This window comes from Streptomyces sp. NPDC059373 (assembly GCF_042751495.1).
Classification (GTDB): domain Bacteria; phylum Actinomycetota; class Actinomycetes; order Streptomycetales; family Streptomycetaceae; genus Actinacidiphila.
This window is the reverse complement of sequence record NZ_JBHYXC010000015.1, coordinates 88413-101994: the sequence shown is the minus strand read 5'-3', so window position 1 is coordinate 101994 and position 13582 is coordinate 88413. Positions and strand designations below refer to the sequence as shown.

Below are 13582 nucleotides of genomic sequence, written 5' to 3'. Positions count from 1 at the left end.
GACTGATGACCGCTGTATACATAGTCGACGCCTGCCGCACCCCGATGGGTCGGGCCAAGGGACAACTCGCCGGCGTACGGCCGGACGACCTTGCCGCCGAGGTGCTGCGGGCCCTGCTGAACCGTGCCCCCGCACTGGACCCGTCGCGTATCGACGACATCTACTGGGGCGCCGCCAACCAGGCCGGCGAGGACAACCGTAACGTCGCACGGATGGGCCTGCTGCTGGCCGGACTGCCGGTGGAGGTGACCGGGGTGACGGTGAACCGGCTGTGCGCCTCCGGGCTTGAGGCGGTGGCCTGCGCCGCGCGGACGATCGCCAGCGGTGAGGCGGACCTCTGCCTCGCGGGCGGGTCGGAGTCGATGACCAGGGCGCCGTTCGTGCTGCCGCGCCCGGAGGCCGGGTATCCGCGGGAGATGGAGCTTGCCGACACCCGGCTGGGCTGGCGGCTGGTCAACCCCCGGATGCGCCAGGACTACCCGCCGATCTCGCTCGGCGAGACTGCGGAGAACGTCGCCGAGCGGTACGGCGTCGGCCGGGAGCGCCAGGACGCGTTCGCCGTCACCAGCCACCGGCGCGCTGTGGTCGCCGCCGACTCGGGCCGGTTCGCCGAGGAAATCGTGCCCGTCAAGACCGGGGACAGCGAGGTCAGCGCGGACGAGGGCCCGGACCGGTCGGCCACTGTCGAGGCGCTGGCCCGGCGCAGACCGGCCTTCCGCCGGGGCGGCACCGTCACCGGGGGGAACTCCTCGCCGCTGTCGGACGGCGCGGCCGGGCTGCTGCTGGCCTCCGAGCGCGGCCTGGTGGCGCTCGGGGCCGAGCCGCTGGCCCGCTATGTCGGAACCGCCGCAGCCGGAGTGCACCCGGACTACATGGGCATCGGCCCGGTGCCGGCGACCCGCAAGCTGCTCTGGCGGATCGGCTGGTCCACCGACGACCTGGATGTGGTCGAGCTGAACGAGGCGTTCGCCGCCCAGTCGCTCGCGGTGCTCGACCTGCTGAAACTGGACCCGCTGCGGACCAATGTCAACGGCGGCGCCATCGCCCTTGGGCACCCGCTGGGCTGCTCGGGGGCACGGCTGGCCGGAACGCTGGCGCACGAATTGCACCGGGGAGACGGGAGACGCGGACTGGTGAGCCTGTGCGTAGGGGTCGGTCAGGGAGTCTCGATGGCGCTGGAGGCGGTATGAGCAAGCAGATCGGTGTCGTCGGCGCCGGCACCATGGGCCTGGGTATCGCCTACGTGTTCGCGGCCGCCGGATACGCCACGACCTTGGTGGAGCCGAACGCGGGCCGGGCGCGGCTGGCCCTGGAGACCATCCGCAAGCAGGCGGAACGGGCCGAGCAGCGCGGCAAGCTGGACGCCGTCGCCGCGAAGGCGCTGCCCGACCGGGTCGAGCTGGCGGGCGAGGTGGTGCAGTTGCGCGAGGGCCTGGACCTCGTGGTGGAGGCGGTGCCGGAGCGGATCGAACTCAAGCGCGAGGTGCTCGCCGCCGCCGAGGACCGCAAGCCGGTGCTGCTGGCGACCAACACCAGCGGGTTGAGCGTCGACACGCTCGCGGCGTCATTGAACCGGCCCGACGCCTTTCTCGGCCTGCACTTCTTCAACCCCGTCTGGTCGATGCCGCTGCTGGAGATCGTGCGCGGTGCGCAGACCGGTGAGGCGGCACTCGACCTGGCCCGCGAGGCGGCCGCGGCGATCGGCAAGGAGACCATCGTGGTCCGGGACGCGCCCGGGTTCGCCACGAGCCGGCTCGGCGTGGCGATCGGCCTTGAGGCCATGCGGATGCTGGAGGACGGTGTGGCCGGGGCCGAGGACATCGACCGCGCGATGGAGCTGGGCTACCGCCACCCGATGGGGCCGCTGCGACTGACCGACCTGGTCGGACTGGACGTACGGCTCGACATCGCCCGCCATCTGGCCGGCACCTACGGGCCGCGGTTCGACCCCCCGCAGGTGCTGGTCGACAAAGTCGCTGCCGGGGAACTGGGGCGCAAGAGTGGCAAGGGCTTCTACGACTGGAGCCAGGGGTGACCAGGCCGGAGCCCGCCGCTGAGACCGCCGCGGAGCAGACGCTCGACACGCTGCGAGTCGAGCGCAGGCCGGACCGCACCGTGGTGACACTGGACCGGCCGGCCGAGCGCAATGCCATCAATGCCGCCATGGTCGAGGAACTGCACGGGATCTGTGCGGAGTTGGAGCACACGCCGAGAGTCCTGGTGCTCACCGGCGGCACGGACGGCGTCTTCGCCGGGGGCGCGGACATCGCCCAACTCCGCGAACAGCGGCGGCAGGACGCTCTCGCTGGGATCAACCTGCGGCTGTTCGAGCGCATCCGGCAGCTCCCGATGCCCACGGTGGCCGCGGTGGACGGCCACGCGCTGGGCGGGGGAGCGGAGTTGTCCTACGCGTGCGACCTGCGGCTGTCCACCCCCCGTACCCGCTTCGGCCAGCCCGAGCCGCAGTTGGGGATAATGGCCGGCGCGGGCGCGGCCTACCGCCTCGTCCGGCTGCTGGGCGAGAGCGTCGCCAAGCAGGTGCTGCTCGCCGGGTCGGTGCTGGACGCGCAACGCGCCCTCGAACTCGGCCTGGTATTGGAGGTCGCCCCGCCCGAGGAGTTGCTGGCCCGCACGCACGCGACCGTCGACCGCATGCTGCGCGGATCGGCCGTCGCACTGCGCCTGACCAAGCTGGTGGCGGACGCGCCGCAGGAGGCGCACCCGCAACTGGACCTCGTCGCACAGGCCGTGCTCTTCGAGGACGAGGAGAAGTTCGCCCGGATGGACGCCTTCCTCAGCCGCAGATCGCGCACCGGCCGGTGACCGGGAGTCGGGGCGCGCAGATCATTGTCACGGCGTCGGGAATCAGGCCGTGTCGTGCGCGCCCATCAGCTCGTCCCAGCGCTGCTGCGCGCGGTCGTGCCACTCGTCGTGCATCCGGTGGAACAGGTCGGCTGCCTGCTCACCGCTCCAGCGCTCCGGCAGCAGCGTGCGTGGCAACTGCGGGTCGAGGAAGGGGAACCGGCGCCATTCGTGCACCAGCCGGGTCTGCGCCAGCAGGACCCCGTCCCCGTCGAGCGGCTGCGCCCCGGTGAACTGATCAATGAACGCTTCGTAGTGCGCCTCCACCCCGCGCAAGTCCCAGGCCCGGGCCACCATCGCCTCCTCGCTGCCCACGGCGCCGTAGTTCGCGGTGAACGACGTGGCGTCCGTGGCGAGTTCCAGCTCCTTCAGCACGCTCAGCGCCTCCGTCTCGTGACGGACGTCGGGCGAGATCCAGACGCCGGTCTCGGGGGTGCCGAACCCCGTCCAGGCCAGCTGGGTGCGCAGCCGGTGGCGCAGCTCGCGCTTCGTCTCCGGCACCGACAGGAGGATGACCAGCCAGGTGCCGTCCCACGGCCGTTCGTCGCGGCCGAAGCCGTAGATGCGCTCGGCGCCCTCGGTCAGCAGCCTGCGCCCCGGCGGGGTGAGCGCCCAGCGCACCCGGCGGCCCACCCGGTCGGACGCGAGCCAGCCCTCGCCCGCGGTGCGCAGGAGCGCCTGGCGGCTCGCCCTCTCCTCGACGTCGAACTTCGCCAGCACATCGACCAGAGCCGACGTCCACACCGGGCGGTCGCGGGGCAGGACGTACTCACCGAGGATGGTGGCCAGGAGCGAGCGCGCGCTGGTGTGGCCGACCTCGCGCCGCCTGCTGACCGTTGGCCGGGTGTCCGCCGCCTGGGCGCGGCCGCCCCGGGACTTTCGCCGGCCGGCCTCCGGACCTCCCGCATCCACCATCGTCCGTCACTTCCTTCACTGTGGTCCACACGGGCGTATCAGGCCGCTGCGTGATTTCAGGGTACGGGCTGCCCGCGTGGGTGGGTCGAGCGTCAATTCACTATACTTGTTTTCGATTCTGCGACAGGATATTGTCGAAAATGAGCCATGGGCCCGTTGTTGACCGACGAGGGGCAGGTAACGGACGCATCATGCATCCGAGTTCTGCGAGCTGTCGACCTCCACCGTGTGGCTCGGTCTTCGAGGTGCATGGCCCCTGTCGGCTGTTTGTCGTCAACAATAGACGCTTCTGGGGTTCTGGTTGCAGCAGACGTAGAGTGGTGTTGTGTGAGTGGCGCTCCCGCGCAGGCGCGCGATGAGGATGGAGAGTGACGCATGGAGATCGAAGTCGATGACCCGACCGGCGACTGGACTCGTCCGGGGGTCTTCGAGGTCTCCCAGGACGTGTTCCGCATCCCCTTGCCACTGCCCTCGGACGGCCTGCGGGCCGTGAACGTCTACGCGTTGCGCACCGGCGGGGGCCTGGTCGTCATCGACTCCGGCTGGGCGCTGGCCCAGGCGCGGGAGTCGTTCCAGACCGCACTGCGCGCTCTGGAGTGCGGCTTCGGTGACGTCGACCGCTTCCTCATCACCCACGTGCACCGGGACCACTACACGATGGCGGTGATGCTGCGGCGTGAGTTCGGGTCCCGGATCCTGCTTGGGCGCGGAGAGGAGGAGAACATTCGGCGTGCCCGCGACGAGGACGCGGACCCCTGGCGCGGTATGCGCAGCCAACTGCGGCGCGCGGGGGCCACGGACCTCGTCCACCGGCTCGACGACCTCCGCTCCGAGCACAGGTCCACCGAATGGGAGCCCCCCGACGAGTGGATGGACACCCCGGTCACCGTCAAGGTCGGCGACCGGGCGCTGCAGGCGCTCGCCACTCCCGGACACACACAGGGCCATGTCGTCTACCTCGACGGTGAGCGCGGCGAGTTGTACGCAGGCGACCACGTGCTGCCGCACATCACTCCTTCGATCGGCTTCGAGCAGGCGCCCGCGGCCTCCCCGCTGCGCGACTACCTCCACTCGTTGCGGATGGTCCGCGCGCTGCCCGATCAGCGCTACCTCCCAGCCCACGGTCCCGTCTCGGCCAGCACCCACCAGCGGATCGACGAACTCCTGGCGCACCACGGCCGGCGGCTCGACGAGATCGCCGCCGCGGTCGCCGCGGGACACGCCACGGCGTCGGCGGTCGCGGCGACGCTGGGCTGGACCAGCAGGAACCGTCGGATGGCCGACCTCGATCTGTTCAACCAGTGCCTCGCTGTGACCGAGACCTTGGCCCACCTGGACGTACTGGCCGAGCAAGGACGTGTGACCACCGCCGCCGCGGACGGCGTCCGGCACTACGCGTCAGTGTGAGGTCCAGGGTCCAGGGTCCAGGGTCCTGGGGCCACGGCGGCCGGAGGTCTGCCCGCACGTCCCCGGCGGGGCGACGGGGTCACTCAGGCAGGGAGAAGCCGAGTTCGGCGGCGGCCCTCTCGGGTGTGGGCTGCGACCAGCGGTCGAGGAAGGCCTGGTTGCCGGTCAGGGAACGGGTCTCGGCGAGGTCGAGGTAGAGGGTGCCCGCGAGGTGGTCGGTCTCGTGCTGGACGATCCGGGCGGGCCAGCCGGTGAACTCCTCGTCGATCTCCTTGCCGCTGCCGTCCTGCCCGCGCAGCCGCACGGTGTCGTGGCGGGCGACGACAGCCTGCCAGCCGGGGACGCTGAGGCAGCCCTCGTAGAAGGCGGCCCTCCGCGGGCCCACGGGTTCGTACACGGGGTTGACCAGGACGCGGAAGGGCTGGGGCGTGCGGGCGCGCGCCTGCCGTACCTCGTCCGCCACCTCGGCCGGGTCCTCGATGACGGCGAGCCGCAGCGGGACACCGACCTGCGGGGCGGCGAGCCCGACGCCGGGTGCCGCGTGCATGGCTTCGCGGAGGGCGGCCACGAGCCTGCCGAGGCGTTCGTCGCCGAGCTGCCCCTCGTAAGGGTCGGCGGGACGCCGGAGGACGGGATCGCCGGCGACGACGATCGGGAGCGGCCGCGGGCCCTCGAGCAGGCCGTCGACGAGCGCGATGAGTTCGGTGGTGGGGAGTCCGGACATGGCTCCACCTTCCCAGACGGCACCGCCCGGGAAGGTGGAGGGTTCGATCAGCGGTCACACTGCAGAGCGGACAGATCGACGGCGTCCGCCATCGCCGCCATGCCCTTGTCGTTCGGGTGGAGATGGTCGCCGCCGTCGAAGAACGGCAGGATCTCGGTCTGGTCGTACGGATTACGCGTGATCTTGTCGAAATCCGTCACGGCGTCGAGCGCGCCGCTGTTCCTGATCCAGTCGTTGACGCCCTGGCGCACGGCCTCGGAGGCGTCGTCGTACTCGTACCAGCCCTTGAACGGCATGACGGTCGCGCCGACGACACACTTGCCCGCCGCGTGCGCCCGGTCGATGATCTGCTGATAGCCGGCGATCATGTCGTCCACCGTGACGCCGGTGTGCGCCTTGATGTCGTTGATGCCCTCGAACAGGAACACCGTGCTGACCCCGGGCTGGGAGAGGACATCGCGCTGCATTCTGTTCAGCGCGGACTGCCCGGCGCCGTCCGCGAGGACCTTGTTGCCGGAGATGCCCTCGTTCGCCACTCCCTTCACGGTGATGCCGGACGCGGCCTGGAGCCGCCGGGAGAGATAGTCGGGCCAGCGGCGGTTCTGGTCCGTGGTGGAGGCCCATCCGTCGGTGATGGAGTCACCGAAGGTCACCACCGAGCCGACCGAGGCGGACGTCTTCACACTGACGGCGTCCAGCCAGTACCAGGAGCCCATCGGATCGGTCCAGTTGGCCGCGCCCTCCTCGGCGGCGTGGTTGCCGGCGGTCGCGTAGTTGGTCTGCATGGCCATGCCGTGACCGGTCGTCGGTCCCTGGGCGCCCGTGACATACAGGCTGACGACCAGATTGCTCTGGGCGGCCAGCTTCCCGGACAGCGGATCGCTGAGCACGGTCTCCCCGGCCGGGACGGTGACGGACGCGGCCCCGCCGAAGGACAGCTGCCGGTTGGACCCGTGGACCAGCTCCGCACCCTGCTGCTGCAGCCCCGCGTACGCGCTCGTGAAGGTGACGGGGTGGTCGCCGAAGGCGTTGGACAGCCGGATACGCAGGTCCGTGCCGCCGACGCTGGTGCGCACGATCAGCCGGTAGCTGCGGTCGGCGGGCCCGGCGCCCTGCTTGTCGGCGCTGGCGCCCCAGGTGACCACGGAGTGCTTGGTCTGCGCGGCGGCAGGGGTCGCCGTCGTGCCCGCCGTGCCCGTCGCGGCCTGCGGCTGCGCCTGAGCCGCCGAGGTGGCGGTCAGGGGTCCGCAGACCGCCATGATCAGCGCGGAGAAGACACCCACCGCGCGGCGCCGGTACACGTCGGCCCTCATCCGAGGTTCCGCAGCGTGACGGACTCACCGGGCTTGAGGCTGACCTTTCGTGAGGCGGCACCCGCGAAGACGGTCGTGTCGCGGCCGCCGACGCTCTTCAGGGTCAGCTGGGTGACCTTGCCGTTCTTCCAGCTGAGGTCGGCGACGAAGCCGCCGCGGACACCCACACCGGATACCGAGCCGGCGGCCGCCCAGGCCGCGGGCAGCGCGGGCAGCAGCTCGACGTGTCCCGGCCGCGAGTACAGCAGCATCTCGATGATCGCGGCGGCCGTACCGAAGTTCGACTCGATCTGGAAGATGCCGTTGCCCTCCGAGACCTCGTAGATGTCGAAGAGGTTCTGCGAGCTGCCGTTGCTGCCGTTCACCGACGGCTTGAGGTTGTTGACGACCTCCTGGTACGCCTTCTCCGCGTCCTTCAGCCGCGACCAGCACAGGCTGCGCCATGCCTGGGCCCAGCCGAAGCTGGTCATGCCGCGCGCGGTGAGCAGGGCGGTCGCGCCGGCCAGGATGTCCTTCGGCGTGGAGTCGTCCGGACGGATCCGGTCGCCGGGGAAGAGGCCGATGAGCGGGGAGAGGTGCCGGTGCGTGGTCTCGCCGAGGTTGTCGGGCGACATCCACTCCTCCAGCCAGCCGCTCGTGGGGCTGACCACGGGCAGGTACAGGCGCGCTCGCAGACCGTCGATGGTCGTGCGGTATGCGGCGTCCTTGCCGAGCGCGGCGGTCGCGGTGTGGTAGTTGCCGAAGAGGTTCCACACCAGTTCCTGGGCGTACGTGATGCCCTTGGCGTCGAGCGGGCCCTGCTCGGGCGACCAGTCGCTGTCGTTGATCAGCACCTCGCGAGAGGCGCCGGAGGCGTCGGTGACGGTCGTGGTGATGAGGCGGGCCTCCCAGAACTCCACCGCGCCCTTGAGGAGCGGGTAGATCTTCTCCAGGTACGCGCGGTCCTGGGTGAACTCGTAGTGCTCGAACAGGCTCAGGCAGAGCCAGGCGTTGCCGGCCGGGTGCCACCACCAGCCGCCGCCGCCATAGGGGTTGGTGGAGATGGCCACGGTCCAGCCGGCGATCTTGCCGCTGGAGTTGCGGTACCGGTTGGTCGAGGTGTTGAACAGCCGCTGGGTGACGTCCGTCCAGTCGGGCAGCTGCGCGAGGCAGTAGTCCGTGAGGGCGTCGAACTGGTCGGACAGGCCGACCCGGTCGGTCGCCCAGTAGTTCATCTGGATGTTGATGTCGGTGTGGTAGTCGGCCATCCAGTCCGGGTCGTTGCCGTCCAGCCACCCGCCCTGGAGGCCCATCGGCAGGCTGCCGGCCCGCGATCCGGAGATCATCAGATAACGGCTGAACTGCAAGTAGGCGGCCTCGAGCTCCGGGTCGGGGACGTTGTCCCGCCAGCGCGCCTGCAACCGGTCCCAGGTGTCCAGTTCGCGCTGCACGGCCGACGAGGCGCCGAGGTTGATGTCCAGTTGCCCGGACAGGGGGAGGAAGTCGGCGACGTGGGTGTGCAGCAGGGTGCTCGCCGAGTGCCGGGCCGCGGCGAGCACCTTGGTCTTGGCGAGGGCCTGCGGGTCCACGGACGGGTTGCGGTACTTAGCGGCCGAGTTGGGCGCGTAGTTGGTGCCGCCGCTGACGACGACGGTCAGGTCCTTGACGCCGGTGAACGAGATCGACGTACCGCTGACGCTCACCTTGCCCGTGCTGCTGTAGGCGGTGACCGCGGCGCCGTACTTCAGGCCGTTGCCGAGGGTGGCGCCGAACGACGTGTAGCGCCCGGCGCTGTTGGCGGTGGAGGTCTCGCCGTGGGTGCCGGCGAGGGTGACGGTGCCGGTGTAGGTGCCGCCGCCCTGCTGGGAGAAGTACGCGACGATGGCGTCGTCGGGGCGGCTGGCGAACACCTGCCGCCGGTAGGTCACGCCCGAGATGTCGTACGAGGTGCCGATCAGGCCCTGGGCCAGGTCGAGGGTACGACGGTAGTTGTTGACGTTGCCCAGGTCGTGGTCGGGGATGTCGACGGTGAGCTTGGCCAGCAGGGTCAGGGAGCCGAAGTCGTCGCGGCCGTAGGGGAACTGGCCGTCGCTCTGCAGCTTGTCGTTGAGACCGCCGGTCCACAGGGAGGCGTCGGTGATCATCAGAAGCTCGCTGGACGGGTCGTTGCTCGCGAGCGCCGACAGGCGCCCGTTCCCGATCGGCAGGCCCTGCTTGATCATCGAGTTGGCGGAGCCAGGGGCCTGCCACCACAGCTGGTTCTTCGCGGCGTCGGCCGCGGACAGCATGGGCGAGTCGGTGGGGCGCAGGGGGGCGGCCGAGGCGGTGAAGGCGGGTAGACCGCCGAGTGCGGTGGCCGCGCCGGCTGCGGCGGCGATGGCGAGGAAGCCTCTTCGGCTGGGCGTGTTGTCGCGTGATGCGGTGTGCTGGATGTCCACGGTTGTGCACTCCATATCCGGGGAGCGGCTCGTGCGGGAACAAGGTTCCCCGCGGGGCCCGGGTCGGTCAGGTCACCGGGCCCCGCGGGAAGTGGGTCAGACGGACTGCGGCACGTCGATCTTGTCGATGTCCGGTGCGTATCCGTTGCCGCTGTCGAAGGTGATGGTGTTGGTGCCCGCCTTCAGGGCCAGTTGGACGCTGACGGTCTCTGGCGTGCTCCAGTCGCCGGTGGACGGGAACTTCAGGCTGGTGCCGTTACCGCTGTTGGAGGAGACGGTCACCGAACGGGGGTCACCGCTGACGTAGGCGACCTTGACGGTGTAGATCCCGTCCTTCTTCACCGTGACGTCGTTGAACCGCAGCGCGCCACCGGTGTAGAGGTTGCCGACCTTCTTGCCGCCGGAGCAGGCGTCGCATCCGGCGACGGAGGCGTTGCCCGTCAGGGTGTTGGCCGCGGCCTCGGCCTCGTAGCTCGTGGTCGCCAGCGTGGTGCCGCCGGGCTTGATGGTGAACAGCCGCGAGCCGTGCGCGGGCAGCGCCTCTGTGATCTTGTTCTTGTAGGTCCCGAGGTTCGCCTTGTTCCACAGGTCGCGTACCGAGGCGTTGCCGGTGAATCCGAAGGATGCCCAGTCGGCGGTGACGGAGGCCGGCGAGTCGCCGAGGTTGAACAGGGCGACGGTGTAGCTGCCGTCGGCGTTCTTGGTGCCCCAGACCTGCTGGTTGCCCACCGGGGTGACCGGACGCGCGACGGGCGAGGTGTTCTGGTCGACGGCGATGACTTCCTTGTTGGTCAGCAGGGAGACGCCGTAGCTGTCCAGCTTGGTGAGGTCGTCACCGGTGAACAGCGGCGACTTGTTGATGGCCCACAGGGTCATGTAGCTCTGCCGCTCGGCCTTGGTGAGGCCGTCCATCGTTCCGTTGCCGACATCGATCGCGTCGAGGTCGTTCCAGCCGCCCGGGCCGGCCTTGTTGCTCCACGCCGGGGCGTCGTCCCACCGGTCGTTGACCGAGTTCTCCCAGGTGACAAGGGTGTTGCAGTAGCACTCGACGTCGGTCTCGATGCGCCAGCCGTTGGAGTACTGCTTCCAGTCGGCGGCGTGACCGATGTCGAGCGACCAGGAGAGCTCGAGGTGGATCGGGCGCCCGGTGGCGGCGATGGCCTGGTGCCAGGCGGCGACGTCGGCGACGTTGTTGTAGTTGTCACCGGACTTGAACGAGCCCGGGCCCACGCCGTCCAGCTTGAGGAAGTCGTAGCCCCAGTCGGCGAACATCTGCGCCTGCGAGTCGATGTACTTCTGTGCGCAGGGGTTGTCGAAGTTCAGCTTGTAGGCGCTGTCCCAGCCGTTGGTGGTGCGCAGGTCCGAGTAGACGACGTCGGCGGTGGTGCAGCCGGGGGCGTTCCAGATCGGCGTCTTGCCGTCGTTGTACGCCCCCTTCTCCAGGCCGACGGGCAGGTAGATGCCGGCCTTGAGGCCCTTGGAGTGGATGTGGTCGGCGACCGACTTCATGCCGTCGGGGAACCGGACCGGGTCGGGCGTCTGCCGGCCGTACTGGTCGTAGCCGGGCTTCCAGTTGTTGTCCATCCACCAGCCGGCGTCGATGTTGACGTAGTCGTAGCCGTACTGCTTCAGCTTGGAGGCGAGGGCGTCCGTCTGCTTCAGGACGTTCGCCTCGGTGAGGTAGCTGTAGCTGCCGTCCGGGTTCAGACCGGGGTAGCTGGAGGACTGCATGCTCCAGCTGGACCAGCCCATGTACGGCGTGGCGGCCATGCCGGCGGTGGCGTCCTGCGTGGTCGCCGTCGTGGTCGCGGCCTTGGCGGGGGCGGTGGCCCCGGCGGCGGGGACGACCGCCGCGAGACCGGCGGTGACGGCCAGGACCAGCATGGCTCTTATGGTGCGGCGCACGGAGCCGGCGCGGGCTCCGGGCAGGGCTGGGTACGAGGATGACCGCATGGGTCGGACCTCCATTTGTCGGGTCGCGGGTGCGCGGTGGAACCGGGCAGGGGACGTGCGTTCCCGACGCCGGGGGGCCGTACGGTCGTGGTGACCGCCGGGACGTCGGGTCGGCGGCTCAGCCCTTGCCCGAGCCGATGGTGAGGCCGCTGATGAACTGGCGCTGGAGCGCGAAGTACACCAGAAGCGTCGGGATCGCGGTCATGAGAGCACCTGCCGCGATGAGGTTCGGATTGGTGAAGTACTGGCCCTGCAGGTTGGCCAGCGCCGAGGTGATCGGTCGCTTGTCGCCCGTCTGGATCAGCGCGAGGGACCAGAAGAAGTCGTTGTAGATCCAGATGGATTCCAGGGTCGCGAGCGCCGCGAACGCCGGGCGGCACAGCGGCAACACGATCTGGAAGAACTGGCGCCACACCTGGGCCCCGTCGACGAGAGCGGCTTCGGAGATCTCTTTCGGGATCGTCTTCATGTAGTTGCTGAGCACGAAGGTGCAGAAGCCGCACTGGTAGGCGATGTGAATGAAGATGATGCCCCAGAGCGAGTTGTACAGAAGCAGGGAGTCGCTCATCCACGGCGGCAGCGGTATCAGAAGGTACAGCCGGTACAGCGGGGTGATCAACACCTGTGCGGGGAGCAGATTTCCCGCGGTGAAGAGAATCAGCAGCACCACGTTCCAGCGGAAGTCGAACTGCGAGACGAAGAAGGCCACCGCCGCGGCGAACAGCAGGGTGCCGAGAACCGCCGGAATGGTGATGAGCACCGAATTCCAGAAGAAGTGCGGCATCCCGGACTGACTCCAGGCGTCCGAGAAGTTCTGCAGACCGATGCTGTGCGGCCAGGACAGATAGCCGTGCTTCGTGGTGTCGGAGTAGGGCCGCAGGGAGGTGTAGACGGCCCACAGCAGCGGGACGAGCCACAGCAGCGCGATGCTGCCGAGCATGATGTGCCGTCCGGTCTGCCGCTTCGGCCCCCTGGGGGCGTCGGGGGTACGCGTGAGCGGGGTGCGTGACCGGGAGGCCGGCGGGGTGGCGGTCGCGGTCACTGGTCCTCCTTGCGGAAGGTCTGGAAGAGGAAGGCGGCGATCGCGGCGAGGGAGACGATGAGCAGGATGACCGCGAGGGCGGACCCGTATCCGATGTGGCTGGACTCGCCGATGATGTTGTCGCTGATGAGCAGGGACAGCAGTTCCATGCCGGGCTTGCTGCCGGTGCCGCCGCCGAGTACGTAGACGAGGTCGAAGGCGCGCAGCGACTCCATGACGGTGACGACCAGGATGATGATGTTGACCGGCTTCAGGGCCGGCAGCACCACCCTCAGGAAGGTCTGGCGTCCGTTGGCGCCGTCGAGCGAGGCCGCCTCCTTCAGGGCGGGGTCGAAGCCCTTCAGTCCCGCCAGGTAGAGGATCATGATGTAGCCGGCGTGCCGCCAGCCGGAAGCGATCAGTACGGCCCACAGGTTGAGGTTGGGATCGCCCAGCCAGTCGATGTGGTGGCCGGACGACACGGCACCGATCACGCCGTTCAGCAGCCCGTTGTCGGGGTTGTAGATGATCTCCCAGATGAAGCCGACGACCGCCAGGGACAGCACCATCGGCATGAAGATCGCGGTCTGGTAGATCTTGGTGAAGCGGATCTTGTGGTCCAGCTGGTAGGCCAGGAAGACACCGAACGGCGTGGGCAGCAGCGCCGTGAAGACCAGCCAGATCACGTTGTGCCTGACGGCCGGCCAGAAGGGCGGGTAGTTGGTGAAGATCTGCTGGTAGTTGTCGAGTCCGACCCAGTGGATGTCGGACAGGGTGAGGCCGTCCCAGCTGGTGAAGGACAGACCGATGGAGGCCAGCGCCGGCAGCCACACGAAGATCAGCAGGGCGAGCAGCGGGATGCCGACGACAACCGTCAGGAAGAGGCGGTCACCAGGACCGAGCCGGCGAGGACGAGTGTGTGCGCGCGACGACGACCGAAGCGCGGTACGCACGGAGGACATGGTGAACC

At 69.4% G+C, this 13582-nt stretch carries 11 protein-coding genes; 4 read left to right on the top strand and 7 right to left on the bottom strand.

Features of this window, described 5'->3' with window-relative positions; all coding sequences use genetic code 11:
• Positions 1-5: 5 nt before the first annotated feature.
• The 3 genes from ACFXJ5_RS21365 to ACFXJ5_RS21355 are packed head-to-tail and all read left to right on the top strand — an operon-like array spanning position 6 to position 2823.
• Positions 6-1190 carry a thiolase family protein gene (locus ACFXJ5_RS21365; protein ID WP_384633118.1) on the top strand — a complete coding sequence of 395 codons (1185 nt, stop codon included), beginning with the start codon at positions 6-8 and terminating at the stop codon, positions 1188-1190.
• Positions 1187-2035 (top strand): 3-hydroxyacyl-CoA dehydrogenase family protein, encoded by an 849-nt coding sequence (locus tag ACFXJ5_RS21360; RefSeq protein ID WP_384633115.1) that lies wholly within the window; start codon positions 1187-1189, stop codon positions 2033-2035. Before ACFXJ5_RS21365 ends, ACFXJ5_RS21360 begins: the two co-directional genes overlap by 4 nt.
• Positions 2032-2823 carry an enoyl-CoA hydratase/isomerase family protein gene (locus tag ACFXJ5_RS21355; protein WP_384633112.1) on the top strand — a complete coding sequence of 264 codons (792 nt, stop codon included), beginning with the start codon at positions 2032-2034 and terminating at the stop codon, positions 2821-2823. Before ACFXJ5_RS21360 ends, ACFXJ5_RS21355 begins: the two co-directional genes overlap by 4 nt.
• A gap of 42 nt (positions 2824-2865) precedes the next feature.
• On the opposite strand, the gene ACFXJ5_RS21350 is transcribed toward ACFXJ5_RS21355, so the two are convergent.
• Positions 2866-3777, bottom strand: a complete 912-nt coding sequence (locus ACFXJ5_RS21350; protein ID WP_384633109.1) for a PaaX family transcriptional regulator C-terminal domain-containing protein — start codon at positions 3775-3777, stop codon at positions 2866-2868.
• Positions 3778-4152: 375 nt separating this feature from the next.
• On the opposite strand from ACFXJ5_RS21350, the gene ACFXJ5_RS21345 reads away from it, so the two are divergent.
• On the top strand, positions 4153-5184 hold the full coding sequence (locus ACFXJ5_RS21345) for an MBL fold metallo-hydrolase (RefSeq protein ID WP_384633106.1): 1032 nt from the start codon (positions 4153-4155) through the stop codon (positions 5182-5184).
• Between the two features lie 79 nt (positions 5185-5263).
• On the opposite strand, the gene ACFXJ5_RS21340 is transcribed toward ACFXJ5_RS21345, so the two are convergent.
• The 6 genes from ACFXJ5_RS21340 to ACFXJ5_RS21315 form a co-directional block, all read right to left on the bottom strand.
• Positions 5264-5908, bottom strand: coding sequence for a peptide deformylase (locus ACFXJ5_RS21340; RefSeq protein ID WP_384633103.1), 645 nt, complete (start codon positions 5906-5908; stop codon positions 5264-5266).
• A 47-nt stretch (positions 5909-5955) separates the two neighbouring features.
• Positions 5956-7221: an SGNH/GDSL hydrolase family protein gene (locus ACFXJ5_RS21335; RefSeq protein ID WP_384633100.1), complete on the bottom strand. Its 1266-nt coding sequence runs from the start codon at positions 7219-7221 to the stop codon at positions 5956-5958.
• Complete coding sequence (locus tag ACFXJ5_RS21330; protein ID WP_384633097.1) at positions 7218-9653, bottom strand: glycosyl hydrolase family 95 catalytic domain-containing protein; 2436 nt, start codon at positions 9651-9653, stop codon at positions 7218-7220. The genes ACFXJ5_RS21335 and ACFXJ5_RS21330 overlap by 4 nt, the downstream gene beginning before the upstream one ends.
• Positions 9654-9734: 81 nt before the next feature.
• Positions 9735-11591, bottom strand: coding sequence for an alpha-galactosidase D (locus ACFXJ5_RS21325; RefSeq protein ID WP_384633094.1), 1857 nt, complete (start codon positions 11589-11591; stop codon positions 9735-9737).
• A 118-nt stretch (positions 11592-11709) separates the two neighbouring features.
• The gene (locus tag ACFXJ5_RS21320) at positions 11710-12633 is read right to left on the bottom strand and encodes a carbohydrate ABC transporter permease (RefSeq protein WP_384633092.1); all 924 of its coding nucleotides are present in this window, start codon (positions 12631-12633) and stop codon (positions 11710-11712) included.
• Entirely contained in the window at positions 12630-13574 is a 945-nt protein-coding gene (locus ACFXJ5_RS21315; protein WP_384633089.1) for a carbohydrate ABC transporter permease, read from the bottom strand. Before ACFXJ5_RS21315 ends, ACFXJ5_RS21320 begins: the two co-directional genes overlap by 4 nt.
• Positions 13575-13582: the final 8 nt, after the last annotated feature.